This is a genomic window from Enterococcus sp. DIV0236 (genome assembly GCF_050558525.1).
Lineage (GTDB): Bacteria > Bacillota > Bacilli > Lactobacillales > Enterococcaceae > Enterococcus > Enterococcus faecalis.
In genome coordinates, this window is sequence record NZ_CP187891.1 from 1,582,270 (window position 1) to 1,604,959 (window position 22,690).

The window sequence follows — 22,690 nt, forward strand, 5'->3', positions numbered from 1 at the left end:
TTAGTTCCTCCCTAAATAAAGCAACCCCCCGAAAAATAAAAGATAGGCAATACTAACCAAAAAATCTTTCGTTTTTAATGGTTGCTTTACTCGATAATATTGACCAGTATATCCTCTTGCTTCCATCACCATGTTCAACTTTTTCCCATACGTAAAAGATTTTAAAGAAATAAGACTGATTAAATTACTACCCGTACTCAACTGGATATTCCCACCAACTGCTCTAGCTTCTACAGCGGCAAGCAGTTGGATTAAGAGATTTCCAAAGAAAAAGATATATTTAATCGTAATATCTAATTGTAAAAGTATTATATTCGGAAAATGAAAGATTTTTAATGCTGCTATAAATTGATTCATGTTGGTTGTTTCCATATATTGACTAATCGCTATGGCTAAAAAAAACAAATGAACAATAAATAATAAACTAAATTGACCTAAAAAAAAGATCGGTAAATAGATAATCAGCGGCATCAAAATGAGGATACTAGCTTTTTTGACAATGTTTCGTAGAATAGTTGGTTTTTCAACTAAAAGTAACATGCCTAGGTAGATGCCTAAGAGCCACAAAACAAGAACTTTTTGTGTAGTGCTGATTAAAACAATTAGTAAAAAAGTACTGATCAGTTGAATTGCTGGGTGTATATCGCTGAGAATAGTCTTATTGCGTTTCCCACTCACCTGAAATTTATTTAATAAAAAAAGGATTCCTTTTCGATTTTTAAGCATAAAGGTTTCTTTTTTATTAGGTTCAAAGGACGTGGAAGATTCTTTCATCCATTCAGGCATCAACTTTGCCTTCTTCCATTAAATAAACGAAAAATGAGTAAAAAAACGATTATGGCTGTTACGCCACTTAAAATATACCCGAGTGCTAATGGCAGTCCTGGAATAAAGTAATCACTGAAAAGTGCATGAAATGAAAAACCATTCACCATACCTTTTGGTTGTACCGCAGGCAAATGATTCTGTTTTAAATTCTTGACTAATTCAGATAAATCCCATTCACCCCAAGCGGTGGCATGATCAATCAAACCTAATGGACATAAAATTACCATGACCAATAACAGTCTCTTTAATCGTAACAACGGAGTCCTTTTCTTCTTTTCTTCGATAAAAATTGCATCTTTTGACACACTTTTTACAAAATTATAGACACACACGGTGAAGAGACCTTCAACAATTCCTATTACTAACAGATGGACACTCATCATTGCTGGTATAGTTATAGAAAGACCATATGGGTTATAAAGTGGCGTACCATTCGCTTCATGGAATAGTAAGGGTTGGATACCTAATAATACAGAAGTAGAAAATGCCGCCACATTTACACCAAGATACCCAGCTAAGAAAAGACCCATTGTTTCAAATTTTTTTACACGCGTAACTAGCTTATAAACTCCATATCCCACGAATGGCATCACAAACGCCATAGAAAAGGCGTTTGCACCAAAAGCTAATATACCACCATCACCAAATAAACAAGCCTGTAATAGTAAAGCCACCGAAACAGACAGCGTCGCGGCCCAAGGTCCCATCAATAATGCGATGAGAACAGCCCCAACAGCGTGCGCAGTTGTTCCACCAGGTACTGGCAAATTAAACATCATTATTAAAAATGACAAGGAGGAGGAAATCCCTAACATGGTCCCTGTATCTTTTTTTAATTTAATTTGAACGTCAACTTTTTTTACAGCGCGGTACCAGACAGGTACCATAATCGCGCCCATCACTGCGCAAGTTTGTGGGCTTAAATAATTTTCTGGAATATGCATGTTCGTCAGACTCCTATCTTATCGATCAATATAATCAGCTAAATAACTTTGATCGTAAATCACAATTTTTTGTTTTTTGATATCGATGACTTTTTCCTCTTTTAAATCATGGATAATTCGGTTTACGCTATTTCTCGTTGAAATCCCGCAAAACCCCGCAATATCCTCATTAGTTACTTGAAAATCAATTAATATTCCTTCCTCTGTCTGTACACCAAACAAATCAATTAATTGGTAAATAAAAGTACAAACAGCCCCTTTCTTACCATTCATTGTCATATTCTGTAAGGAACTAATACTCTCCGATAATTTTGCTCGGTAGTAATCCCGTACATAATCTTGAAGAACAGCATCTTCTCTAACATATTCCCAAAATACAGTCCTTGGTATCCGATAAAAGCTAGCCTCTTCCGACTCAATGCGGATATTAAAAGGAGCAGATGTATAATTTGATACTTCATCACGTAACAATGAAATAATGTCAGGAGACACAATATACGACAGATTAAATTCTCGTCCATCCTTTAAAATAATACTCGTCTTAACGACCCCTTTCTTTAATACATAGGTGTACGCTTCCTCCAATCCATGATAAGCGAGATAAGTATGGCGTTTTTTTTGATAATCGGTGTCTTCTTTCTATCTAAGAAAGCTGTAAGATAATCTGACTCCATAATTGTCACTCCTTTGACTAAGTTTCTGTTTGATTCGTTAACTATTATAAACACTCTCACCAACCTTTTGTTAGCAAATGTTACCCACAATAAGGACTGTGTGATTCCTAAATTTCATTATACTTAGTCTCGTAAAATATTACTTAGGAGATGATTGCTATGGTAGAAATTAACCTACCTTATGACAAGAAAATGATTACTGCAAGAATTCCCGATAAAAATTTTATTGGGCTTCTCGAATCAAAAGCTGAACATTTTTCAAATCCATATACTGAGAAAGAAACAGTCGAAAAATCGCTGGACAATCCTATTGGAAGCCTTCCATTAGAAGAATTAGCTAAGGGTAAAAAAGACATTGTCCTCATTAGTTCCGATCACACACGTCCCGTTCCTTCACATATTATCACCCCAATTATTTTGCGTAGAATTCGTTCAGTGAACAAAACAGCTAGAATCCGGATTTTAGTTGCTACAGGCTTTCATCGCCCTTCTACACGAGAAGAACTGATTAGCAAATATGGTAAAGCGATTGTAGAGAATGAAGAAATCGTTATGCATATCTCTACTGATGATTCCTCAATGGTCAAAATCGGTCAACTACCTTCAGGGGGCGATTGTATCATTAATCGCATTGCAGCAGAAGCAGATTTACTTCTGGCCGAAGGATTTATTGAATCACACTTTTTTGCAGGATTTTCTGGTGGACGTAAATCTGTTTTACCTGGAATTGCTTCTTATAAAACCATCATGGCTAACCATTCTGGAGAATTTATTGATTCCTCCAACTCACGGACAGGAAATCTAACGGATAATCCGATTCATAATGATATGGTCTACGCTGCCGCTAAAGCGAATCTAGCTTTTATTGTTAATGTCGTTTTAGATGGTGACAAAAAAATTATTGGTTCCTTTGCAGGCGATATGGTTGAAGCGCATAAAGTTGGTTGTAACTTTGTAAAAGAAATTGCCCGTGTCAAAAAAATACCTTGCGACATTGCGGTTTCAACGAATGGCGGATTTCCACTTGATCAAAACATTTATCAAGCAGTTAAAGGAATGACCGCTGCAGAAGCAACCAATAAAGACGGCGGTGTCATTATTATGGTCGCTGGGTGTCGTGATGGTCACGGTGGTGAAGGTTTTTATGAAAATATTGCCAATGTTAAAAATCCAAACGAATTTTTAGAAGCAGCCATCCATACACCACGATTAGAAACCGTGCCAGATCAATGGACTTCGCAAATTTTAGCGCGAATTTTAGTTCATCATCATATAATTTTTGTTTCAGATCTTGTTGATCCTGAGCTTATCACTTCGATGCATATGGAAATAGCAAAAACGTTTGATGAAGCGTTAGAGCGAGCATTTGAAAGAGAAGGTCTAAATGCAAAAGTGACTGTGATTCGAGATGGCTTGTCTGTCATTGTAGAATAATGATCCTTGAGAAATCAGGAATAAGGAGCGTTGTATTATGCAACCGAAAGAAATTTTAGGAGCTTTTAAAGAGGGAAAATTATCTTTAGAAGAAGCAACAAACAAATTAAATGGCTTTTGCGAATTAGACTTTGCAAAAATTGATACGCAGCGTAAAGAAAGAACTGGTTATCCAGAAGTCGTTTATGGGGAAGGGAAAACAATTGAGCAACTCATCAAAATTATCAATAGCTTAAGAAAAGAAAACAATACAATTTTAGTTACTCGCGTTTCACAACAAAAAGCCCAGCCTTTAGAGTCGAACTTTCCTCATGGAACCTACTATGAACTTGCACGTTGTTTCGTTATCAACCAAATGGAGACTACAACAAAAAACTATATTGCGATAGTTACTGCTGGAACGTCAGACATGTCCGTTGCTGAAGAAGCAGCAATCACTGCAGAAACTTTCGGGAATCAAATAAAACGTATCTATGATGTAGGCGTTTCTGGCATTCATCGTTTGTTCGCTCACCTAGATGAGATTCAACAGGCTTCGGCGGTTATTGTGATTGCAGGCATGGAAGGCGCACTGGTGTCCGTGCTAGGCGGACTAGTTAGCGTGCCAGTGATTGCCGTCCCTACTAGCATAGGCTACGGCAGCAATTTCCAAGGACTGACTGCTCTTTTAGGAATGCTAAATAGTTGTTCCTCTGGCGTTAGTGTAGTCAACATAGATAACGGGTTTGGTGCCGCTTATAATGCAAGTATGATTAATCAAATAAAGGAGTCTTCACTATGAAAAGCTTATTTTTAGAACCATTTTCTGGTCTTAGTGGTGATATGTTAAATGGATTGTTGCTTGACTTAGGCGGGGATTTAAACAAACTGTTAATCGAATTAAAAAAACTTCCCATCGATGGGTTCACCATTCAAGCCCAACGAATTGCTAAAAGTTGTATTTACGGAACAGATTTCGATGTTCTCCTACAACATGGAAAAAAGGATTACGGTATAAAACACAGTCTCTCTCCTCACCACGAAAATGAACATCATGAAACGAAAGAACATGCACATCATCATAGCCATTCTAGAAATTTAAAAGATATTTATACATTAATTGAAAAAAGCGACTTGTCCAATTTTGTAAAAAAACATAGTAAAAATGTTTTCTATGACATTGCAAAAGCTGAAGCTGCTGTTCATCAACAAACAATTGACACTATTCATTTTCATGAAGTTGGAGCAATTGATTCAATTGTTGACATCGTTGGCTTTTTTATCTTATGGGAACAGTTAGAGATTGAACAAGTCTATTCAACGCCAATTACAGATGGAAGTGGCACTATCACAATTGCCCATGGAGTCATGCCAATACCAGTTCCTGCGGTTATGGAATTACGTAAAGAAACGAATTTAATCATTCAACAAGACTTTGAGATAAAAACTGAACTTGTCACACCGACTGGCTTAGCTATTTTTAAAGAACTTAGTCCTCTATTTGTCGCACCAGAACAACGATTAATTGAAAAAATAGGTTACGGATTTGGCAAACGGGAAACAGGCAAGTTCAATGCCCTCAGAGGATCAATCTTTACTGAAACACATAGTAAAAAAAAGAGTACAGAACACCATGACCAAGTTTTAAAAATTGAAACAAATATAGACAATCAAACACCTGAACAGTTAGGTTACGTAATGGATCTATTATTGGAGCATGGTGCTCTAGATGTTTTTTTCACGCCCATTCATATGAAAAAAAACCGAAGTGCCATTCTATTAACGGTTTTAACAACAACAGAGGAAAAAGAATATTTTACAGAACTACTCTTTAAACATACTTCTACAATTGGTATGCGTTTTCAAACAATGGAACGTAGTGTGATGGACCGTTCTTTCAAAATCTTGGAAACACCTTTTGGTAAGGTCCATATTAAAAAAAATCATTATCATGGCCTATTGAAAGAGTCTATTGAATACCAAGATTGTGAACGAATTGCTAAACAATATAATTTTACAATTGAGGAAGTCTATCGCCTCGTCCAAACATTAAATAACAAAACTATTGATTAAAGGAGCTTTATCTTATGTTTCATCATATCTTATCAGAATTTATGGGAACTGCATTAATGATCGTATTTGGGGTAGGTGTTCACTGCGACGATGTCCTAAAACGAACAAAATACGCTGGTTCTGGTCACATGTTTGCAATCACTACTTGGGCTTTTGGAATCTCTGTTGTTCTGTTCGTCTTTGGCGGAGTCTGTATTAATCCAGCAATGGCCCTCGCTCAAGCTATTTTAGGAATGATTCCATGGTCTTACTTCATTCCCTATGTCATCGCTGAAATGTTAGGCGGCATTTGTGGCGCCGTCATTGTTTATATTATGTATGCTGATCATTTCAAGCTATCCGCCGATAGTGTCGATCCGATCGCCATTCGTAATATTTTTTCTACAAATCCGAACCAACGAAATTTACCAAGAAACTATTTTGTTGAAACTTTTGCAACATTCATTTTTTTAACATCTATTTTAGCGATTGCACATTCCTACGAAACACAACTACCCATTGCTGTTGGCTTGCTTGTTTGGGCAATCGGCATGGGGCTAGGTGGTACTACAGGATTCGCAATGAATCAAGCACGTGATTTAGGTCCTCGTATCGCCTATCAACTTTTACCAATCAAAAATAAAACCAATAATGATTGGCAATATGGGTTGATTGTTCCCGGAACTGCACCGTTTTTAGGAGCCATTTTTGCGACACTTTTCGTAAAATTTTTCCTAAAATTCTAATAAACCAACTAAATTTCTAAAACAAAAAAATATATAAAATAGAAGCTAGTCTCTAAATTTCTTCTATTTTATATATTTTTATTTTAATCACAAGATTCTTTCTGTGTCTTAGAGAACAATAATTTAATTTATTAGCTTTTTCGTCATCGATTTTCTGCAAAAGCCAGTTTGCTCTAACAGCTAGAGTCCTTTTTGGTGATTGTTCAGTAAGTTAATCCTGGATTGAAAACACCTAATAAAACGCCAACGAGAGAAATAACAACTAAAATAAGCATCGTCCAAATAGCGGAAACATGTTTTTTGGACATTAACCACCAACAAAACAAGGTAACAAGTATCGTTAATAATCCTGGATAAATACTGTCAATTTTATCTTGCAGTTTAAGGAAAACTTTTCCGTCAGCACCTATTAATTTAAGAGAAGTAGTTACATTTACCCAAGATGCAAGGACCCCACCGACAACCATACTACCAATAACTCCGATAGCAACTCTAACAGCGGCTCCTTCTTTCCCAACTAAGAAACTTACTGCTTTATCACCAAAATGATAGCCTCTAAAATACAAAAAGCGTTGGCCAAAATAGGAAATTAACGTCCAAACAATAATATAAAATATGGCACCAATTGGCGAACCGCCCGTGGACATTCCTAAGGAAATTCCTAACAAGATAGGAATCAAGGTACCATCAACTAATGAATCGCCAATCCCTGCAATCGGTCCCATTAATCCTGCCCTCATATCATTAATGGTTTCTCCATCAATTTCATTCTTACTTGCTCTAGCCTCTTCCATACTAGCAGTCACACCAACAATGACCGTTCCAAGCATTGGATTTGTGTTAAAAAAAGCTGTATATGCTTGAATGGCTTTCACTTGGTCTTCATGTTTTGGATAAAGTTTTTTGATAATAGGAAGCATTGAAGAAAGATAGCCGAAGGTTTGCATATGCTGTTGTGAAAAACAAGTTAACGCTCCCCAAAACCATAAATGAAAAGAATGCTTTAACGTTTTTTGGTCTAATTTATTTGCTTTCAACTCTTCCATCTCATATGTCCTCCTCTTCATCATCATTCGTCAGACTTCCTGTTGAATCAACCAGTTTAGTATTGTTTTTAATCAAAGCAATTTTATAAAAAATTACAGCAAAAAGAAGCGCAATAATCGTTATTGAGACTAAATTGAGTTTTAATGAAGCAGCTAATGTGAACCCTACAAAAAAAGGTACAAAATCAATGTTCTTATTAACAATTTGACGTAACAAAATTGCAATTCCCACACACGGAAGCATGCCACCTACAGTAAAAAGCGTTTTCATTGCAAGACCATCCATAGGTAATGCATCTCTCATTGCTGTAACAGCCGTAGCCCCAAAATAGGTTAAAATCACGGTTGGCAAAAAGGAAAAAAGTAGATGAGAAATCCACGGCCAACCAAAATTAATGGCATATAAATGATCAAGCTTGCCTTTTTTTATATCTTTCCAACCAAACGATTGCCAAACTAAATTTAACGCGGCAACAGAATAAAATAATACCGTTCCGATCGTTCCAACTAATGTGCCGACCGATTTAGCCAGGTCGGCTGCAGAGCCGCCAAGTGGATCTAACCCTTTGGTCGAAATCGCCACCATCGCCAAAGGAATCCCGATATATGAAATTGCCCGCACATCAGCAGACACTGTGCCTCCAGGTGTGACCAAAGCAATGTAAACTAATTGCATTGCTACGCCACAAGCGATTCCTAATTTTAAATCTCCTAAAATAATGCCACAAACTAATCCGCCGACTAAAGGACGCCCAATCGTATAATTTCCCACCGCTTGTCCAGCCATACAAGAATTTGAACACAGACAAGCAAATAGGCCTAAAATAGCCGCTTGTATCCAGTTGATTGTCATAATACTACTCTCCTCTTTTCAAAACTTCTAGAATCAGTAACCAAATTTAGCTTTAAAATGCGCCCAAGAACCAATTCGTTGATCAGGTAACAAGGCAAAATCCACTTTGTAACCAGCCTTTTCAATTTCTTCAAAAGCCGCTGCTTCTTCTGCTGTAAAGGATTGGTTATCCCCTAATTTAATTGTCCCTTCGCGATCATTCCCCGGTCCAACATTAATCATTTTTACTTCACTTGGAACAAAATGCCAATCTACCAAAATTTTTTTCATATCCAAAGGGCTCTTTGTAATCAAAAAGTATTTTGACTTAGACGCTAATACTTTATCCTTTACATCAAAAAAATGCGCCATTGTCCAAATAAAGGTTTTTTTATCTTGTGCAGCTGCTTTATATGCTTCCTTTAAAATAGGGTTACTTGCTGCTTTGTCATTCACAGCTATAATGCCATCACAAGGCATTTCTTTAGTCCAACGTAAAGTAATTAAGCCATGAATCATTCGATCATCGATTCGAACAAAAGAAATTGACATGTTCATCTTCTCCTTTAGATATCCTCTTCAGTTATATCGTTTTCAGTTACATCGTCTTCAGTTACAGTTAACTCTCTAATGCCATGACAAGCATCTGCTACTATCATTTTTTTCAAATCAGATAATTCACTAGTTTCTTTCAATAGAAGCGCATTTAAAGCCATTGGAAAATTCACTCCTCCAACAATCAGAGAATTTTCTAGCATTTTTTGCTTATCTAATACTTTACAAATAGTAGCAAGTGGACTCCCGCCTACAATATCAGCCAAAACGATTAGCCTCGTTTCCTGCGGTAATTTTTCAACTTCACAAAGAAATCGCTTACCAAAATTATCGGTAGATTCACCAGGTTGTAAGCCAAACACTCTGACTGTCTCTATATCATCGCCAGCAAACATGCCTAATGAATTTTTTAATCCTCTAGCAAAATCGCCATGACTGACCAGAACTAAATAAGTCATTTCCTCTCTCCTTTCTTAACATTTCCACTTCAAAATTTTTTAAATCACCTCTTTTTAAGAGTCCATAATACAACTTTTATAAAATGAAAATATTTGCTTCGTTCGCCTCACACTCCTTTGATAGCATGAATGTTTAACAACAGTACCTTTCTAAAATTAAAGTCATTCACTAAAAAAGTTCTAATGAATTTGGCTGTTGTAGCTTGATGACAAGGAACAATGACTTTCTTTATCCATAAAAACATTTAGTTGATTACGCTTAAAAAAATAAATAATATAGCAATTCCCAAAAAAGTTGCTTTTGAATAGTCCCTTTTCTAAATTTATTGATTCATTTTTTCAACTATTAGGTTAGCAAAGTCCCAACACACATTCCACCCACAATAGGTGTACATAGTTGTACATTATTCGGAGTTAATCAACTCATTTAAGCTATGGTAAAATAACTATATATCACTCCAATTTTCTAATTATATAGGTCATTCCAGGTCATGCTCTTTTGGATACAACAAAATGAACTTATATCGAATCTATGGTTTTATGCTCTTAATAAATTAAAAAGTAAAGTAGGGATATTTGTATGTCAGCAAAAGAAAAAACGATGAAATATGGATTGGTAGGCTTCTTTTTGGGGATATTGTTATTAGCTCATCTAAATTTATTAGCTGAAAATCTTAGTTATCTTCTCTTAGGATTATTACTTTTACTTGTTGCATATCTAATCTTGGTAAAAAAATTTTATTTTTTCTCAAACTTGATTCCTAAAAATACTACTGATATAAATTTAGGTAAAAAATATGGTACGGCTTCTGGCATCGGCAGTTTAGTTATCGGGATTATTTTAATAATTCTGGGACTATTTTTATAGAAAAATAATTACTAAAATAAAACAAGCAGCGAAACCATAAAAAGTACACGAGTTCTTTTCTCGTGTACTTTTTATGGTTACCTGTATAGCCTTCAATTTGTTCCTTTGTTACTTCTTTTTCTTAATAATGCTCTTTACAGTGCCACATTAAAACAGCAATAAAAATTAATGAAGGGGAATTTAACTCAAATACCAATGATTATTATTTAAGACCGCTTTCTCAAATAACCCTCATTGATTACGTACTAATCGTGATAGACTCCTTGTTGCCATTTATCTAAAAATTCATCGAAAAAGTGCGCATCTTGTTGTTCTGGATGTTGTTTTTCAACTTGATTAATTTTTTCAATTAGTTGTTCGTTGTCTTCTGTTGGATGATAGTGTGCTTCAATAAAGGCAGCAGCGATATCACAGATCAAGAATTCTCCTGTTATTTTCCCACCGAAACCAATAACATTTGCGTTCAATTCCTCTTTCGCATACAACGCTGTAGTCATATCGCGAACTAAAGCAGAACGGATACCCGGCACTTTGTTAACCGCATTGTTAATTCCAACGCCTGTTCCGCAAATACATATACCCAAATCAGCCTGATTGCTCATTACGGCTTCTCCCACTTTTTTTCCGAAAATAGGATAGTGAGTTCGAGTAAAATCATACGTGCCTACATCTAAAATTTCATATCCCTTTGCTTTCAAAAAATCAGAAACTGCTATTTTGGTATCCGTCACAATATGATCACAACCAATGGCAATTTTCATAAAAACGCTTCCTTTCTATTATTTGTTAAGCCATTTTATTTAACATATCTACACGTATTTGATGACGCCCGCCTGCATAATGACCTGTTAAGAATTCTTTTATTATGTTTTTGGCTAGTTCCGTTCCAACAATTTTTGCGCCTACCGTGATCATCCGGGCATTGTTGTGTTCTCGCGCCATATATGCAGAACGCTCATCTGACAACTCGGCGACAATCATTCCTTTAATTTTAGCAGCAGTCATAAAACTACCTGCCCCATAACCATCAAAAACGATTCCTAAACTTTCAGTATCCTTTAAAACTTCATGAGCAACAGCAAGCGTTGCTTCTATAAAGTCTTCCGAAGCACTTTCACTTTTATCGATTACCTCAACTTTTTCTTGCAATAAGTATTGTTTCATTTCTGCTTTTAATTTTATTCCATCTAAATCTGAACCAAGTATGACACGCATTTTGTTTTCCTCCTTACCTCGTGTATCTACTATTAAAATTCTGTCCCTTTCTTTAAACTCAAATCCCCTTCTCGAAAACATAATAAAACAATATCGAACTTTATTCAACATTTATTTTCTTTTTTGTTTATTATTGTTTAATATTGTGTTGACATCTTTTTGAAAGCGTTTTATATTATACTTGTAAATAAATAATAATATATTAAAGAAACGAGGGGTTCTATGGTTATTAAAACATCGATTTTTTCATTAGATACTACCTATATTTCAAACAAAAAAACACAAGAAGAAGTTTTTGAAGAAGTTTATTTAGACTTGTTAAAAAAGAAATTAGTTACACCTGATTTTCTAACTAATTTATTGGAACGAGAACATAACTATCCGACTGGTTTAAGTTTAACACCGATTGATCCTGCACTACCGAATATCGCCATTCCGCATACCGAAAGTACCTTTGTACGGACGACAAGAATTATCCCGATTAAATTGAAACAATCCTTATCATTTCATAACATGATTATCCCAGATGAAACGCTCTCTGTTTCCTTTCTTTTCATGATTTTAAATGAAAACGGTATTGAACAAACGGGTCTTTTAGCGACTATCATGGATTTTATTAACACGACAGACCGTTCATCACTATTGGCTTTTTTTCAATGTGAAGATAAAGAAGAAGTTTATCGTTTTTTACAAAAAAATTTTAAAGGAGAGATTTAACATGATTAAAATTTTAGCTGCATGTGGGGCTGGGGTAAACTCTAGCCATCAAATCAAATCTGCATTAGAAACAGAATTATCAAAAAGAGGCTACCAAGTTTCTTGCGATGCCGTAATGATTAAAGATATCAATCAAGAGATGCTATCCCATTATGATATTTTCGCCCAAATCGCCAAAACAGATTTGGGTTTCCCAATCACGATTCCTGTAGTTGATGCAGGCGCAATTCTTTATCGAATTCCAGCAATGGCTGAACCTGTTTATCAACAAATGGAAAGTATCATTCACTCTTTAAACAAATGATTTCCTTTTTAGACTAATTACTTACGCTTCATTGTCAACAATAACAAAACTAAGATAAAAATTTTGTTATCTTAGCTTATGAAGGAGAAAATAAATGAATACGATTATTGACCTAGCAAATACAATTTTTAAACCTTTAATTGATTTAGGTGCTGCTCCTTTAATGACTATTGTTTTAACACTGATTGCCCTTTGTTTTAAGGTAAAACCCACTCGCGCATTAGAAGGTGGTCTTAAACTAGGAATTGCTTTAACTGGTATCAGTGCTATTATAGGAATTTTAACTACTGCTTTCTCAGATGCAATGGCCTCTTTCGTAGAACGTACAGGAATTTCTTTAAATATTACTGATGTTGGTTGGGCACCTTTAGCCACCATCACTTGGGGATCTCCTTACACGCTTTACTTTCTTTTAATTATGGTGATTGTCAATGTCATTATGTTAATTCTAAATAAAACAAACACATTAGATGTGGATATTTTCGACATTTGGCATCTATCGATTGTTGGTTTATTTGCTATTTTTTGTGGCGCAAACTTAATAATTGCAACAATCTTAGTTATTTTCATAGGTGTTTTAAAAATTATCAATTCTGACTTAATGAAACCAACGTTTAACGATTTACTTAACGCCCCAGATACCAATCCTATGACTACCACACATATGAACTATATGATGAACCCAATCATTATGGTTTTTGATAAAATTTTTGATAAGCTTTTTCCTTGGTTAGACAAATACGATTTTGACGCTGCCAAATTGAATAGTAAAATTGGCTTTTGGGGATCAAAATTTGCCATCGGGATTTACTTAGGGATTTTTGTGGGTCTTTTAGCTGGCCAAACACCCACGCAAATTTTTTCTCTATCCTTTACGGCTGCAGTCTGTTTGGAACTATTCTCTTTAATTGGAACTTGGTTTATCGCTGCAGTTGAGCCTTTATCCCAAGGGATTACTGATTTTGCTTCGAATAAATTAAAAGGGCGTACACTTAATATTGGTTTAGATTGGCCTTTCTTAGCTGGTCGTGCTGAAATCTGGGCAGCAGCTAACGTATTGGCTCCAATTATGCTATTAGAAGCCATTGTCCTACCTGGCAATAAACTTTTACCACTTGGCGGAATTATTGCAATGGGTGTAACCCCTGCTCTACTAGTAGTTACAAGAGGTAAACTCATCCGAATGATTATCATTGGAGCAATCGAATTACCTTTGTTCTTATGGTCTGGTACCCTAATTGCACCGTTCGTTACCGAAACCGCAAAAAAAGTTGGCGCTTTCCCAGCGGGTCTAAATAATAATACTTTAATTTCACATACTACCATGGAAGGGCCAATGGAAAAATTCTTAGGATACTTAGTCGGCAATGCATCACAAGGTCAACTCGAATTTATTTTATACGCATGTCTGGCGCTAGTCGCCTATCTACTGATTTTCATTTGGTATGCAAAACAAATGAAGAAGCGAAATATTATTTATGCTCAAAAAGCTCAATAAGGGGAACTAAAAAGAAGAGGTGCATCTGCACCTCTTCTTTTTAGTAGATCACCCTGACAACTTTTTCCAATACTTTAGATGTGTCAAATTTATCTTTATTTGTAACTACCGCTGTCACTTCTTCTAATTGATAAAAAGAATAAAAATCCTGTTTCTCTACTTTAGAAGTATCCATTAACAAATATTTTTCTATTGAGTTATCTAATGCAATTGCTTGTGTTTGTCCTTCTTCAATAGTGGCTGTCATAATTTTATTATCTTTTAACGCATTGCAACTAAAAAATGCTTTATGAAAATGCATTTCTTCTAATGCTTTATTAGCGATTTCACCAAAAAAAGATTTAGTTAAAAGTCGCATTTCTCCACCAACCAAATAAATGGTCAACGCATTCTTTTTTTTACTTAACGTTTCAAACACAGGCAAACAGTTTGTTACTACTCTTAAATGTTTAAATTCCATTGCCTCGGCCAAAAGTTCAATAGTTGTTCCTGGTCCTAGGAAGATAGTTTCCTCTTCGTGAATTAAACTTAATGCTTTTTGGACAATTTCTTTTTTTTCAACACTATTAATAATTTGTTTATCAGCATGAGACAATTCATGTGGACGATATGTATTTAAACTGCTAGCTCCTCCATGTACTCGTTTTAAACGCCCCGCTGCTTCTAATTCTGTCAAATCTCTACGAACAGTCATATCCGAAACATTTAATCGTTCCATAATTTCAGTAACTTTGATTGCCCCTTTTTGATCTACTAGAGAGACTATCGCATTTAATCTTTCTTCTTTTAGCATTTTCATCGCTCCATTGTTAGTATATCTTTTATTCTACGATAAAATACTTACTATGAATACTAAAACATTTCTCCATTTATTTTAACATGAACGACGATTCGTAAAAAAATGACAATTTAGCCTATCTTTATATAAACAGATATCACTTCAACGATTGATTCAGATCTATTTGAGCCTAGTCAAATAGAGATCTAGCATAAAAACTTCCCAGAAAAACATCCCCTACTCTGAGCACCTCTATCCATAAAAATAGCACATAGGCAAAGACAGGTTACTTATAAAAAGGTAAGCAACCCGCCTTTGCCTATGTTTAAGTAAACGATGTATTTCCCCTATTACTGATTCAAAGTCCTTAAAACTTTATAATCACTGTTTTGCACGAGTAAAACGCTACTTGGGTTATCGGGATAAGAAGCATTGCCATCAAACGATACAACAACAGTATTCGTACCAACTTTCGTGAATTGTGTATATGAGCCCCCAGCACCGCCCACGTTGGCAAAATGTAATGTCAACGTGTCGCCTTTTGTTTCTACCTCGCGCCAATTTGCCCGCTGATAGTTATGCCAGTCAATTTGAGTTGAAATTTCGTTTGCCGTGTTTTTATACATTCCTTCGTAAAAATCAATCGCTTCCTCTTTTGAAGACCACGGATTGACTGAAATATTTGGGATTTGTTCTTTAGTAATTGACGGGGCACCTACAATTTTTTCAAAGCCAGCCCTCAACTCTGCATTATCTGTTGCTCCAAAATACAGATAGCCATAAGGATCTCCTTGATTTTGCATCGTCACTAAAACTAAGGGATGATTGTTAACGATGGTGAATAAATACAAATGCTTTTGCATTTCTGGTTGCGTTTCTGCATCAGAGTAAACAGCAACTAACGCATATCCATCCTTCACTTGTCCATTTTCAGACCATTCTAAATAAATGGGATGCTGACCAATCGCTGGTTGCATAGTAACATTTCCTACTAGACCATCAGGCGCTTGGACGCCATTAAAATTGATTGAATTTCCTGGTGTATATTCTTTATACGTTTGGTTCATCCGTTGCCCCCAATCAGCCATAAATTGTTGTAGTTGTGCCTTTTTTTGCGCAGACCACAACTGATTTTCAGCTTTACTAGAAGCAGAAGAATTACTTTGAGTCGTACTAGATTTTGACTCCGTGCTCATTTGACTTGCTTGGCTGTTGTTAACGGTAACAGGTGCTTTCATTTCTGATGTTGCTGTCGGCTTGCTTGCAGTGCTATCACCACTTTTGTTGGAAGAACATCCTGATAAAATACTCAATAAAAGACCTATCAAGATTATTTTTTTCATTGGGAATCCCTTCTTTCTGACAAGAATACTGTACTACTTTTCCACTTTTCTCACCAGCAAAACTCGACTAAAAACGACTATGTTTATTTGTTATTTAATTATCAAATTAAGTTGATTGTAAGCATCCCATAACCAAGGATGCACAACTTTAATATCGTGTTTCAAAATATAATCAATATAGAAATATGCGGCATTTTCTAAAGAACAATTTAAAGCTTGTAATAAACCATCTAAGTATGGTGGTTTACCTTCTTGATCCCACTTTATTTTATCAGCGACAAACAAAACTAAATCTATGTCCGAATAGTTTTTCTTCAATGTTGTATGGCATTCAATAGCTGATAAAATTTCATTGTCTTCAATACCAAAATCCATTTTCGCAATAGACTTAGAAATTTTTTGATGAATTATCATTGGAAAGGCCATTTCTGCTTCGTTTAATTCAATCCCATATTTTTGTGCGACACTAATTCTCTGATTATTTGGATAAATCGCAGAGATATCGTGTAAATATCCTGCAATACTTACTTTTTCTGGACTAGTTAAATATTTTTCACCAAGTTGATAGGCATACTCTCCAACTTCCATACAATGATAATACGTCTTCTCACAGTTTTTACTCACTAAATATTGTTTAATTTCATTTTTCAACACCTGTTGATGATCCATTTCCACAGCCCTTTCTCATTCCGATTACTCTTCTAGATAAATAAATTATACTCCTTTCATCCTCTAGCAACCTTTTATTTTTTATTAAATAAACAACTAACTAAATTGAAAAAATTGAAACTTTTTGGTCCTCAAATTCGTCTATAACTAATAGGACGTTCAATTTTGTATAACGTGGAGGTGTATTTTTTAACTTTTTCATTAACCAAAGAGGAGTGAAAGTATGCGACATAAGAAAAGAAAATTCAAAATAAACGGGTATGTATTATTTAGTGCGTTAATCCTCATTGTTCTTGTTTTCATTCAAACGTTCCTATTAACTCAACCCAAGATAACAAGTAAAAATGATGATACTACGCAGACATCGACTAAAAATTCAACTGCAAAAAAAGATTCCCCAACCAAGTTAGAAAAGGAATCAACACACATGACTATTTCATCAAAAAAATATGCTTACTCAGCAGACAAAATCAAAAAATATATAACTGGAGAAGAACCTTACAAAGGTGAAAAATTAGTATTCTTAACCTTTGATGATGGCGTTAATAATCAAATAACCCCACAAGTCCTAGATACATTAAAAAAGTATAACGTCCACGCAACTTTTTTTCTTGTAGGAAATACCCTAACTTCCGAAAATCAAAAGATAGTGAAACGCGAAGTTGCAGAAGGACATTCAATAGGCTTTCATAGTTCAACTCATGATTATGCAACGTTATATCCAAACGGGATTGTCAACACTGAAGAAATACAAGCGGAAATAGCAACCATGGAGAACTCTCTAAAAAAAATACTGGGCGAAACATTTCAAACAACTCTCTGGCGATACCCAGGAGGTCATATGTCATGGGGAGGTACAGAAAAATCTGATGAATTATTCAAACAACTTGGCATCCATTGGATTGACTGGAATGCGATGGTTGGGGATGCGGAACCGTTAGACAGACAGCCTACTACAGTCGCAGAAATGCTCGCTTTCCATCAACATTCACTTGAGGTTTATCCAGATTATAATATTAGAGTAGTCTTAATGCATGATTCAGTAGATAAGGAATTAACAAAACAAGCATTGCCACAATTAATAGAGTTTTATCAAGCAAATGGTTATCAATTTGGTGTCTTATATTAGAGCAACTTGGAGCACTAAAGGAAGTATTTCTGGTCTTAGTCAATGTTGATTTTCTGCTTATAATGGCGAGCCTTATGGAAGCATCATTAATGCGTTTACGAATCTTGGCGTTAGTTGATAGTTAAGTTGTTTTAGAAATATATTCATTCAAAGTTATTTTTTTGTCTTGGCGTAACTAAAACATACTCCTCACGGAAAGGCCTGATAAATTTTTATTTAGTTATCAAAGGACGTAAGTAGGAAAATTAGGAGTTATTTTCTGTTTCATATCTATAACAACTTCTTCACTATACGCTTTATAAATTCTGAATAATAATTTTACTCACTTGATTTTCTTCTTTAATTACTTTTTTAAAATAAATCCAACAAATCCTTTTTTAGCATACATGCTAAAAAAGGATTTTAGTAAATATAATAATCCTTAGAATATTGTTGAACAATTTCTAAAATGAATCTGTGAGGAATACAGATACTAGTTTGCCCTGGTTCTGATATCCATCCTGTTTTCACCGCAATTTGATCTGGACTATTATCTTTTTTTACACGAACGTGCCCATTTTTAACTTCTATAGTATTATATTGCCCTTTTGATGGATAATATGTTTTGATAAATTCTTTTGAATCATCTAAATTTATACGCTCAATCTCTTTCCCATCTATCTTGACCACAGCATATTTAGTGTCGTCAAAACTTTTGGAGTTAAATGGCTTATTATGAAAAAAAATAAAATATGGAGAAAAAGAGATAGCTATTAAAAAGATAATAACTATTATGTCTCCTTTTTTCATCAGACCCTTTCTATACATTTTTATTAAGAATTAGTGAACTGTTTTTCCATTTGTTTCTGAACATCTTGTCTTTACTCACCTTTCTTCAAGAAATTGTTGAATTTGAATCCGTACATCATAGTCACAATCTTTGTCATTCAGTAATAATATTAATTCTTCTTTTAAACAAACAGGAACTTCCCAAAAACCATCTATTTTCCGGAAATAATCAGGGTCATAATTTTTAAAAAATGGGTACAATTTTAAAAATTCTTCAAAAGATAAATCATATTCTTCATAAAAGTCTTTAACTAATCCTTTTTTAAGAGCCTCTTCTGTTGGAGTGCCATTTTCATTAATAATATTCTTCATAACCATTATTCTGTATAATTCAGACTTATCATATCTTTCTTGTTCATAATCTTGATAAAATTTAAAGCTCTGTTCCACAAGTGGCGGATAAATAATATTCATTTTCTTCAATACTATTACCTCCTATTTTTTATCCATCACTTTTTTTCCACCATAATAGCCTTTTAAAGATACATGATGACTTTTACGATAATCACCAAGATTCTCATCAAACGAAATTTCAGGTTTTATTAATTTTCCATGTGTTCGACGCAATCTTTTTTTTGATTTCGATGTTCTTCTCGCTGGTACAGCCATATTTATTACCTCCTAAATTATAAACGTTTCTAAAATACTTTCCTAATTTGTAATCAGATTTGAATATTTAAAACATACTATTGATACACTAATAAACCGTAACACGCAATTGTGCATTACAGATAAAAAATACAAATCGTAACGATTACGTTTTAACAACGATATCTTATCAACCTTTTTTTAATTTGTCAATATCTTTATTTACATATTCTTATATATAAATAAATCACCTTCCCAACTTGAGTACTTACTTATATTTACCAAATGCTAATGGATTCAATCTGTAAGCATTTGCTTTCTTGATAATTGTTAACTAAATAAATTTGTACAACAAAAAATTCAATATATGCTGATGTGTGTACTTCACTAATAACAATTTTTATTTCATGCCTTTTTTGCTTGACCAAAACAGTAAAATTAAATATAATTCGAATGTAACTTAATCAGTTACATTAATATCAGGAAAAAGAAAGAGGTTTTTTATGAAAAAAATAGGATTGCTTTTATTCTCTATTGGACTTACTTCTTTGTTATTATCTTCTTGCTCAAATTATAATATGAGAAAAGATAATAACAGTAGCATAAGCACTAAGACTTCTAATGAGGAGGAAAATATAATGTACAAAAAAATACAAGGTATCGATGCTACTTATTTAATAATGAATCCTGATCCCGTGTTTGGCTCTACTGCAACAATTATCGAAAAAAACGGTAAGGGACTTTTAGTAGATACGCAATTTTCAAAAAAGGACGCAGATAAAATTGTCCAACTTGTAAAGTCAAACAATATTGATATTGAAACAATTTATATTTCATATAGTGATCCTGATTATTACTTTGGAACAAATCAAATAAAAAAATCTTTTCCTAAAGCAAATGTAGTAGCCACAGCTTCTACGATTTCACGGATTAAAGACACTTATAAATCAAAATTATCCGTATGGGCAGATACATTAAAGGAGAACGCACCAGACAAAATTATTATTCCAAATGAAATAAAGGAATCAATTAATTTAGAAGACGTAGAGTTTGAAATCTTTGGTAATGATATAAAAAAACAAACACTTTATAATAAAAACGATCAACTATTGGTAGGCGGTATTTTAGTTTCTACTGGTAGCCACTTATTTATGGCTGACACTAAATCTATTGACAGTCAATTACAATGGATAAATGATTTAAGTGAATTAGAATCCTTATCACTAAGAACAGTTATTCCTGGTCATTTTGAAGCTGGAAACCAATTTATGCCCCAAAATATTAAATTTACGAAAGAGTATATTGAAAAATTTATTACAGCTGAGAAAGAGAGCAAAGTAAGCAGTGAAATTATCACTAAAATGAAAAACTATTATCCAAAATTACCAGAAGGAAACCTTGAAATGAGTGCTAAAGTTGTAACCGGTGAAATGGATTGGGAATAACACTTTTAAAGTCACTAAGAATAGAGGGCAAGTTCATCGACGGATGAATTTGTCCTCTATTCTTAGTATATTTTACTTGTTTAGTATCTACTTTATTTGGCACGTTAGTTTGAGAAACTTAAACAGTATAATTCACTCTTTTATTACTTATCTCTGCTTTTATGTAAGACTTAGCTTCAAATGGTTGTGGAACTTTACCTGAAACTTCCCAATTTATTTTCTGATGTTCTCCATTTTACTTTACAAAGTCGGCAGAATACTTATACGAATAACTACCCTCTACCTCATTTCCAAGTGCATCTTTTTGTTACAACTTCTGCAGGAGTTAGTACATAGGTGGTGACGATTTTGTACGTACTATTATAATATTTGTAACCGAAGTATTGTATAAGTTTAGCCTTTTTTGTTCTTTTTCATACTTATACTAATTGTCCATTCAATTTAGCTTTAACAAGAACTATCACTACTCCGATAATTATTAATAGCCAGCCAATAATTGCTAAAGGTTTATTCGTGGTACGGTAAGGATAACCCCAATTCCACCCCCAAACAAATCTTGTTGTCATCATTAAAAGAATCAAGCCAATCGCTGCAATAATACTGCCAATAAGTATTACATAATCCATTTTGGTTCCTCCTCAATTTCTCTTGCTTGAAAATATATTTTACAAAGTACATTTATATAGAAATTTAACTTTTATCTACAAATGAATATAAAAATGCATTGAACTAAAAAACTAATCTAAGGTAACTGTTTATAGAGACTAAGCTTTATATAAATTTAGAAATAATACCTAAAAATAAAAAAATATTTTTGCTGTTTGTTCTTTTGTTTTTGTCTTTTTAAATCTCTTAATTGTTTTAATGACATCTAATATAATAGTTTAAAGCAGAGCCTATAAGTATTAATAACTTGCCTTCAATTGTTTTAACCATTAAACTAATTTCACTATATTAAAAACTGGAGAGATTTTTTTGTTTTACTTTCCTCCTTTGTTTTTTTGTTATGTTTTATAAACACTAAATATACTCATATAAGAAAATACAACAACAGAGTGTACAGAAAGGAAAACTTTTCTGTACACTCTCGTATGACTTTAATTTTAAAGGTGCTTTCATTTATTCCCATATAGTACTGAAAAATAGGACTTAACGAATTACAACTGCAAAATTCCTCTCATTATATATACTTTCAAAGGTATTTTTATTGATCCAATATTTACCGGAAATCGGATCAGATACGTGAACCGTTCCATTTTTTAAATCGTAGCCATCTAATGTCACTGCATGATTATTATTTACCGCTTTACCAAAATCCCATATTCCCCATCGTGCCGGTTGAAATTTTATCGTCACCCAAGCAACAATTGGATTATTATTTTTCACTTCCTCTAGTAATTCATCTAAAGAATGACCTGACATATCTTGTACATCTCCATATACTTTTCCCCATTTTACTAAAGGCACAGGATAGATAGCAGAGTAAGTCCATGAGTTTTCAACAAAAGGACTACCTACAAATCCATCATAAGGATTTCCATTAGGAGAGATAGGAATTGTTTTTAAAAATTTGATTAAGTCCCAATCAGGAATTTTTCCTTTATACTGTAAGCCTTGTAATAGTGAAGCCCCCTCACACCCACTAGGCGCTCCTAAGGCATACTGATCATAATTTTTCACTCCAAGTAAGTTGTAATCTTCAGAAGCAAAAGCATTGGTACCAACTATAAAGAATAAGCCAAGTAAAGGTAGAATAAACG

26 protein-coding genes and 1 pseudogene are annotated in these 22,690 nt (G+C 34.1%); 10 read left to right on the forward strand and 17 right to left on the reverse strand.

The window, feature by feature from the left end; all coding sequences use genetic code 11:
* The 3 genes and pseudogenes from IGK27_RS07720 to IGK27_RS07730 all read right to left on the reverse strand — a co-directional run bounded on the left by IGK27_RS07720 (position 1) and on the right by IGK27_RS07730 (position 2,446).
* Positions 1-786, reverse strand: coding sequence for an energy-coupling factor transporter transmembrane component T family protein (locus tag IGK27_RS07720; protein ID WP_033626450.1), 786 nt, complete (start codon positions 784-786; stop codon positions 1-3).
* A complete protein-coding gene (gene cbiM / locus IGK27_RS07725; protein WP_002361997.1) occupies positions 786-1,772 on the reverse strand; it encodes a cobalt transporter CbiM in 987 nt (328 codons plus the stop codon). Before cbiM ends, IGK27_RS07720 begins: the two co-directional genes overlap by 1 nt.
* An 18-nt stretch (positions 1,773-1,790) precedes the next feature.
* Positions 1,791-2,446, reverse strand: a pseudogene (locus tag IGK27_RS07730) (Crp/Fnr family transcriptional regulator).
* Positions 2,447-2,605: 159 nt separating this feature from the next.
* Here IGK27_RS07730 and larA point away from each other — a divergent pair.
* Genes larA through larD form a run of 4 tightly spaced genes read left to right on the forward strand, consistent with a single transcriptional unit; the run spans position 2,606 to position 6,657 of the window.
* Positions 2,606-3,880, forward strand: a complete 1,275-nt coding sequence (larA, locus tag IGK27_RS07735; protein ID WP_002361999.1) for a nickel-dependent lactate racemase — start codon at positions 2,606-2,608, stop codon at positions 3,878-3,880.
* A 37-nt stretch (positions 3,881-3,917) separates the two neighbouring features.
* Positions 3,918-4,661, forward strand: coding sequence for a nickel pincer cofactor biosynthesis protein LarB (larB, locus tag IGK27_RS07740; protein WP_002362000.1), 744 nt, complete (start codon positions 3,918-3,920; stop codon positions 4,659-4,661).
* Entirely contained in the window at positions 4,658-5,932 is a 1,275-nt protein-coding gene (gene larC / locus IGK27_RS07745) for a nickel pincer cofactor biosynthesis protein LarC (protein WP_002407516.1), read from the forward strand. The genes larB and larC overlap by 4 nt, the downstream gene beginning before the upstream one ends.
* 14 nt (positions 5,933-5,946) lie before the next feature.
* On the forward strand, positions 5,947-6,657 hold the full coding sequence (gene larD, locus IGK27_RS07750) for a D/L-lactic acid transporter LarD (protein ID WP_002357197.1): 711 nt from the start codon (positions 5,947-5,949) through the stop codon (positions 6,655-6,657).
* Between the two features lie 203 nt (positions 6,658-6,860).
* Here the strand turns inward: larD and IGK27_RS07755 are convergent, their stop codons facing one another.
* Genes IGK27_RS07755 through IGK27_RS07770 form a run of 4 tightly spaced genes read right to left on the reverse strand, consistent with a single transcriptional unit; the run spans position 6,861 to position 9,548 of the window.
* The gene (locus tag IGK27_RS07755; RefSeq protein ID WP_002394543.1) at positions 6,861-7,730 is read right to left on the reverse strand and encodes a PTS system mannose/fructose/sorbose family transporter subunit IID; all 870 of its coding nucleotides are present in this window, start codon (positions 7,728-7,730) and stop codon (positions 6,861-6,863) included.
* On the reverse strand, positions 7,705-8,556 hold the full coding sequence (locus tag IGK27_RS07760) for a PTS mannose/fructose/sorbose/N-acetylgalactosamine transporter subunit IIC (RefSeq protein WP_002357194.1): 852 nt from the start codon (positions 8,554-8,556) through the stop codon (positions 7,705-7,707). Before IGK27_RS07760 ends, IGK27_RS07755 begins: the two co-directional genes overlap by 26 nt.
* 33 nt (positions 8,557-8,589) lie before the next feature.
* Positions 8,590-9,087 (reverse strand): PTS system mannose/fructose/N-acetylgalactosamine-transporter subunit IIB, encoded by a 498-nt coding sequence (locus IGK27_RS07765; RefSeq protein ID WP_002357192.1) that lies wholly within the window; start codon positions 9,085-9,087, stop codon positions 8,590-8,592.
* Between the two features lie 14 nt (positions 9,088-9,101).
* A complete protein-coding gene (locus tag IGK27_RS07770; protein WP_010712575.1) occupies positions 9,102-9,548 on the reverse strand; it encodes a PTS sugar transporter subunit IIA in 447 nt (148 codons plus the stop codon).
* Between the two features lie 580 nt (positions 9,549-10,128).
* Between IGK27_RS07770 and IGK27_RS07775 the strand changes: the two genes are divergently transcribed.
* Entirely contained in the window at positions 10,129-10,416 is a 288-nt protein-coding gene (locus IGK27_RS07775) for a hypothetical protein (RefSeq protein WP_002362004.1), read from the forward strand.
* Positions 10,417-10,661: 245 nt separating this feature from the next.
* On the opposite strand, the gene lacB is transcribed toward IGK27_RS07775, so the two are convergent.
* Both lacB and lacA read right to left on the reverse strand, forming a co-directional pair.
* The gene (gene lacB, locus IGK27_RS07780) at positions 10,662-11,177 is read right to left on the reverse strand and encodes a galactose-6-phosphate isomerase subunit LacB (protein WP_002362005.1); all 516 of its coding nucleotides are present in this window, start codon (positions 11,175-11,177) and stop codon (positions 10,662-10,664) included.
* A 25-nt stretch (positions 11,178-11,202) separates the two neighbouring features.
* Positions 11,203-11,631: a galactose-6-phosphate isomerase subunit LacA gene (gene lacA / locus IGK27_RS07785; protein WP_002357188.1), complete on the reverse strand. Its 429-nt coding sequence runs from the start codon at positions 11,629-11,631 to the stop codon at positions 11,203-11,205.
* Between the two features lie 222 nt (positions 11,632-11,853).
* Here lacA and IGK27_RS07790 point away from each other — a divergent pair, with 222 nt between their 5' ends.
* The 3 genes from IGK27_RS07790 (at position 11,854) to IGK27_RS07800 (ending at position 14,150) form a co-directional block, all read left to right on the forward strand.
* Positions 11,854-12,348 carry a PTS sugar transporter subunit IIA gene (locus tag IGK27_RS07790; protein WP_002357187.1) on the forward strand — a complete coding sequence of 165 codons (495 nt, stop codon included), beginning with the start codon at positions 11,854-11,856 and terminating at the stop codon, positions 12,346-12,348.
* A 1-nt stretch (position 12,349) separates the two neighbouring features.
* Positions 12,350-12,652 (forward strand): PTS fructose transporter subunit IIB, encoded by a 303-nt coding sequence (locus tag IGK27_RS07795; RefSeq protein ID WP_002357185.1) that lies wholly within the window; start codon positions 12,350-12,352, stop codon positions 12,650-12,652.
* A gap of 94 nt (positions 12,653-12,746) precedes the next feature.
* Positions 12,747-14,150, forward strand: a complete 1,404-nt coding sequence (locus IGK27_RS07800; protein ID WP_002357183.1) for a PTS galactitol transporter subunit IIC — start codon at positions 12,747-12,749, stop codon at positions 14,148-14,150.
* Between the two features lie 40 nt (positions 14,151-14,190).
* Here IGK27_RS07800 and IGK27_RS07805 read toward each other — a convergent pair whose 3' ends face one another.
* The 3 genes from IGK27_RS07805 to yqeK form a co-directional block, all read right to left on the reverse strand.
* Positions 14,191-14,943, reverse strand: a complete 753-nt coding sequence (locus IGK27_RS07805; RefSeq protein WP_002369238.1) for a DeoR/GlpR family DNA-binding transcription regulator — start codon at positions 14,941-14,943, stop codon at positions 14,191-14,193.
* Positions 14,944-15,278: 335 nt separating this feature from the next.
* Positions 15,279-16,271 (reverse strand): DUF4767 domain-containing protein, encoded by a 993-nt coding sequence (locus tag IGK27_RS07810; RefSeq protein ID WP_033594318.1) that lies wholly within the window; start codon positions 16,269-16,271, stop codon positions 15,279-15,281.
* A gap of 90 nt (positions 16,272-16,361) precedes the next feature.
* A complete protein-coding gene (yqeK, locus tag IGK27_RS07815; RefSeq protein ID WP_002385850.1) occupies positions 16,362-16,940 on the reverse strand; it encodes a bis(5'-nucleosyl)-tetraphosphatase (symmetrical) YqeK in 579 nt (192 codons plus the stop codon).
* Between the two features lie 223 nt (positions 16,941-17,163).
* Here yqeK and IGK27_RS07820 point away from each other — a divergent pair, with 223 nt between their 5' ends.
* A complete protein-coding gene (locus tag IGK27_RS07820; protein WP_033626449.1) occupies positions 17,164-18,069 on the forward strand; it encodes a polysaccharide deacetylase family protein in 906 nt (301 codons plus the stop codon).
* Positions 18,070-18,471: 402 nt separating this feature from the next.
* Here IGK27_RS07820 and IGK27_RS07825 read toward each other — a convergent pair whose 3' ends face one another.
* From IGK27_RS07825 to rpmF, 3 genes are read right to left on the reverse strand one after another with little or no spacing between them, the layout of a single operon-like run.
* On the reverse strand, positions 18,472-18,876 hold the full coding sequence (locus IGK27_RS07825) for a NusG domain II-containing protein (RefSeq protein WP_002371952.1): 405 nt from the start codon (positions 18,874-18,876) through the stop codon (positions 18,472-18,474).
* A 57-nt stretch (positions 18,877-18,933) separates the two neighbouring features.
* The gene (locus IGK27_RS07830; protein WP_002394546.1) at positions 18,934-19,311 is read right to left on the reverse strand and encodes a hypothetical protein; all 378 of its coding nucleotides are present in this window, start codon (positions 19,309-19,311) and stop codon (positions 18,934-18,936) included.
* Between the two features lie 21 nt (positions 19,312-19,332).
* Positions 19,333-19,506, reverse strand: a complete 174-nt coding sequence (gene rpmF, locus IGK27_RS07835; RefSeq protein WP_002371955.1) for a 50S ribosomal protein L32 — start codon at positions 19,504-19,506, stop codon at positions 19,333-19,335.
* A 482-nt stretch (positions 19,507-19,988) separates the two neighbouring features.
* On the opposite strand from rpmF, the gene IGK27_RS07840 reads away from it, so the two are divergent.
* Positions 19,989-20,930: a hypothetical protein gene (locus IGK27_RS07840; protein ID WP_010709519.1), complete on the forward strand. Its 942-nt coding sequence runs from the start codon at positions 19,989-19,991 to the stop codon at positions 20,928-20,930.
* A gap of 419 nt (positions 20,931-21,349) precedes the next feature.
* Here the strand turns inward: IGK27_RS07840 and IGK27_RS07845 are convergent, their stop codons facing one another.
* Positions 21,350-21,556: a hypothetical protein gene (locus IGK27_RS07845; RefSeq protein ID WP_002371958.1), complete on the reverse strand. Its 207-nt coding sequence runs from the start codon at positions 21,554-21,556 to the stop codon at positions 21,350-21,352.
* Between the two features lie 523 nt (positions 21,557-22,079).
* Positions 22,080-22,610: a C39 family peptidase gene (locus IGK27_RS07850; RefSeq protein ID WP_002371960.1), complete on the reverse strand. Its 531-nt coding sequence runs from the start codon at positions 22,608-22,610 to the stop codon at positions 22,080-22,082.
* Positions 22,611-22,690: the final 80 nt, after the last annotated feature.

Coding starts and splice junctions, on each gene's coding strand:
- larB (WP_002362000.1), top strand. CDS start 3,918: ATGCAACCGAAAGAAATTTTAGGAGCTTTTAAAGAGGGAAAATTATCT.
- IGK27_RS07795 (WP_002357185.1), top strand. CDS start 12,350: ATGATTAAAATTTTAGCTGCATGTGGGGCTGGGGTAAACTCTAGCCAT.
- larD (WP_002357197.1), top strand. CDS start 5,947: ATGTTTCATCATATCTTATCAGAATTTATGGGAACTGCATTAATGATC.
- IGK27_RS07830 (WP_002394546.1), bottom strand. CDS start 19,311: ATGAATATTATTTATCCGCCACTTGTGGAACAGAGCTTTAAATTTTAT.
- lacB (WP_002362005.1), bottom strand. CDS start 11,177: ATGAAAATTGCCATTGGTTGTGATCATATTGTGACGGATACCAAAATA.
- cbiM (WP_002361997.1), bottom strand. CDS start 1,772: ATGCATATTCCAGAAAATTATTTAAGCCCACAAACTTGCGCAGTGATG.
- IGK27_RS07760 (WP_002357194.1), bottom strand. CDS start 8,556: ATGACAATCAACTGGATACAAGCGGCTATTTTAGGCCTATTTGCTTGT.
- IGK27_RS07720 (WP_033626450.1), bottom strand. CDS start 786: ATGCCTGAATGGATGAAAGAATCTTCCACGTCCTTTGAACCTAATAAA.
- IGK27_RS07840 (WP_010709519.1), top strand. CDS start 19,989: ATGAAAAAAATAGGATTGCTTTTATTCTCTATTGGACTTACTTCTTTG.
- larC (WP_002407516.1), top strand. CDS start 4,658: ATGAAAAGCTTATTTTTAGAACCATTTTCTGGTCTTAGTGGTGATATG.
- IGK27_RS07810 (WP_033594318.1), bottom strand. CDS start 16,271: ATGAAAAAAATAATCTTGATAGGTCTTTTATTGAGTATTTTATCAGGA.
- IGK27_RS07845 (WP_002371958.1), bottom strand. CDS start 21,556: ATGGATTATGTAATACTTATTGGCAGTATTATTGCAGCGATTGGCTTG.
- yqeK (WP_002385850.1), bottom strand. CDS start 16,940: ATGGATCATCAACAGGTGTTGAAAAATGAAATTAAACAATATTTAGTG.
- IGK27_RS07775 (WP_002362004.1), top strand. CDS start 10,129: ATGTCAGCAAAAGAAAAAACGATGAAATATGGATTGGTAGGCTTCTTT.
- IGK27_RS07800 (WP_002357183.1), top strand. CDS start 12,747: ATGAATACGATTATTGACCTAGCAAATACAATTTTTAAACCTTTAATT.
- IGK27_RS07820 (WP_033626449.1), top strand. CDS start 17,164: ATGCGACATAAGAAAAGAAAATTCAAAATAAACGGGTATGTATTATTT.
- IGK27_RS07755 (WP_002394543.1), bottom strand. CDS start 7,730: ATGATGATGAAGAGGAGGACATATGAGATGGAAGAGTTGAAAGCAAAT.
- IGK27_RS07825 (WP_002371952.1), bottom strand. CDS start 18,876: ATGTATAGAAAGGGTCTGATGAAAAAAGGAGACATAATAGTTATTATC.
- IGK27_RS07805 (WP_002369238.1), bottom strand. CDS start 14,943: ATGCTAAAAGAAGAAAGATTAAATGCGATAGTCTCTCTAGTAGATCAA.
- IGK27_RS07765 (WP_002357192.1), bottom strand. CDS start 9,087: ATGTCAATTTCTTTTGTTCGAATCGATGATCGAATGATTCATGGCTTA.
- lacA (WP_002357188.1), bottom strand. CDS start 11,631: ATGCGTGTCATACTTGGTTCAGATTTAGATGGAATAAAATTAAAAGCA.
- IGK27_RS07770 (WP_010712575.1), bottom strand. CDS start 9,548: ATGACTTATTTAGTTCTGGTCAGTCATGGCGATTTTGCTAGAGGATTA.
- rpmF (WP_002371955.1), bottom strand. CDS start 19,506: ATGGCTGTACCAGCGAGAAGAACATCGAAATCAAAAAAAAGATTGCGT.
- larA (WP_002361999.1), top strand. CDS start 2,606: ATGGTAGAAATTAACCTACCTTATGACAAGAAAATGATTACTGCAAGA.
- IGK27_RS07790 (WP_002357187.1), top strand. CDS start 11,854: ATGGTTATTAAAACATCGATTTTTTCATTAGATACTACCTATATTTCA.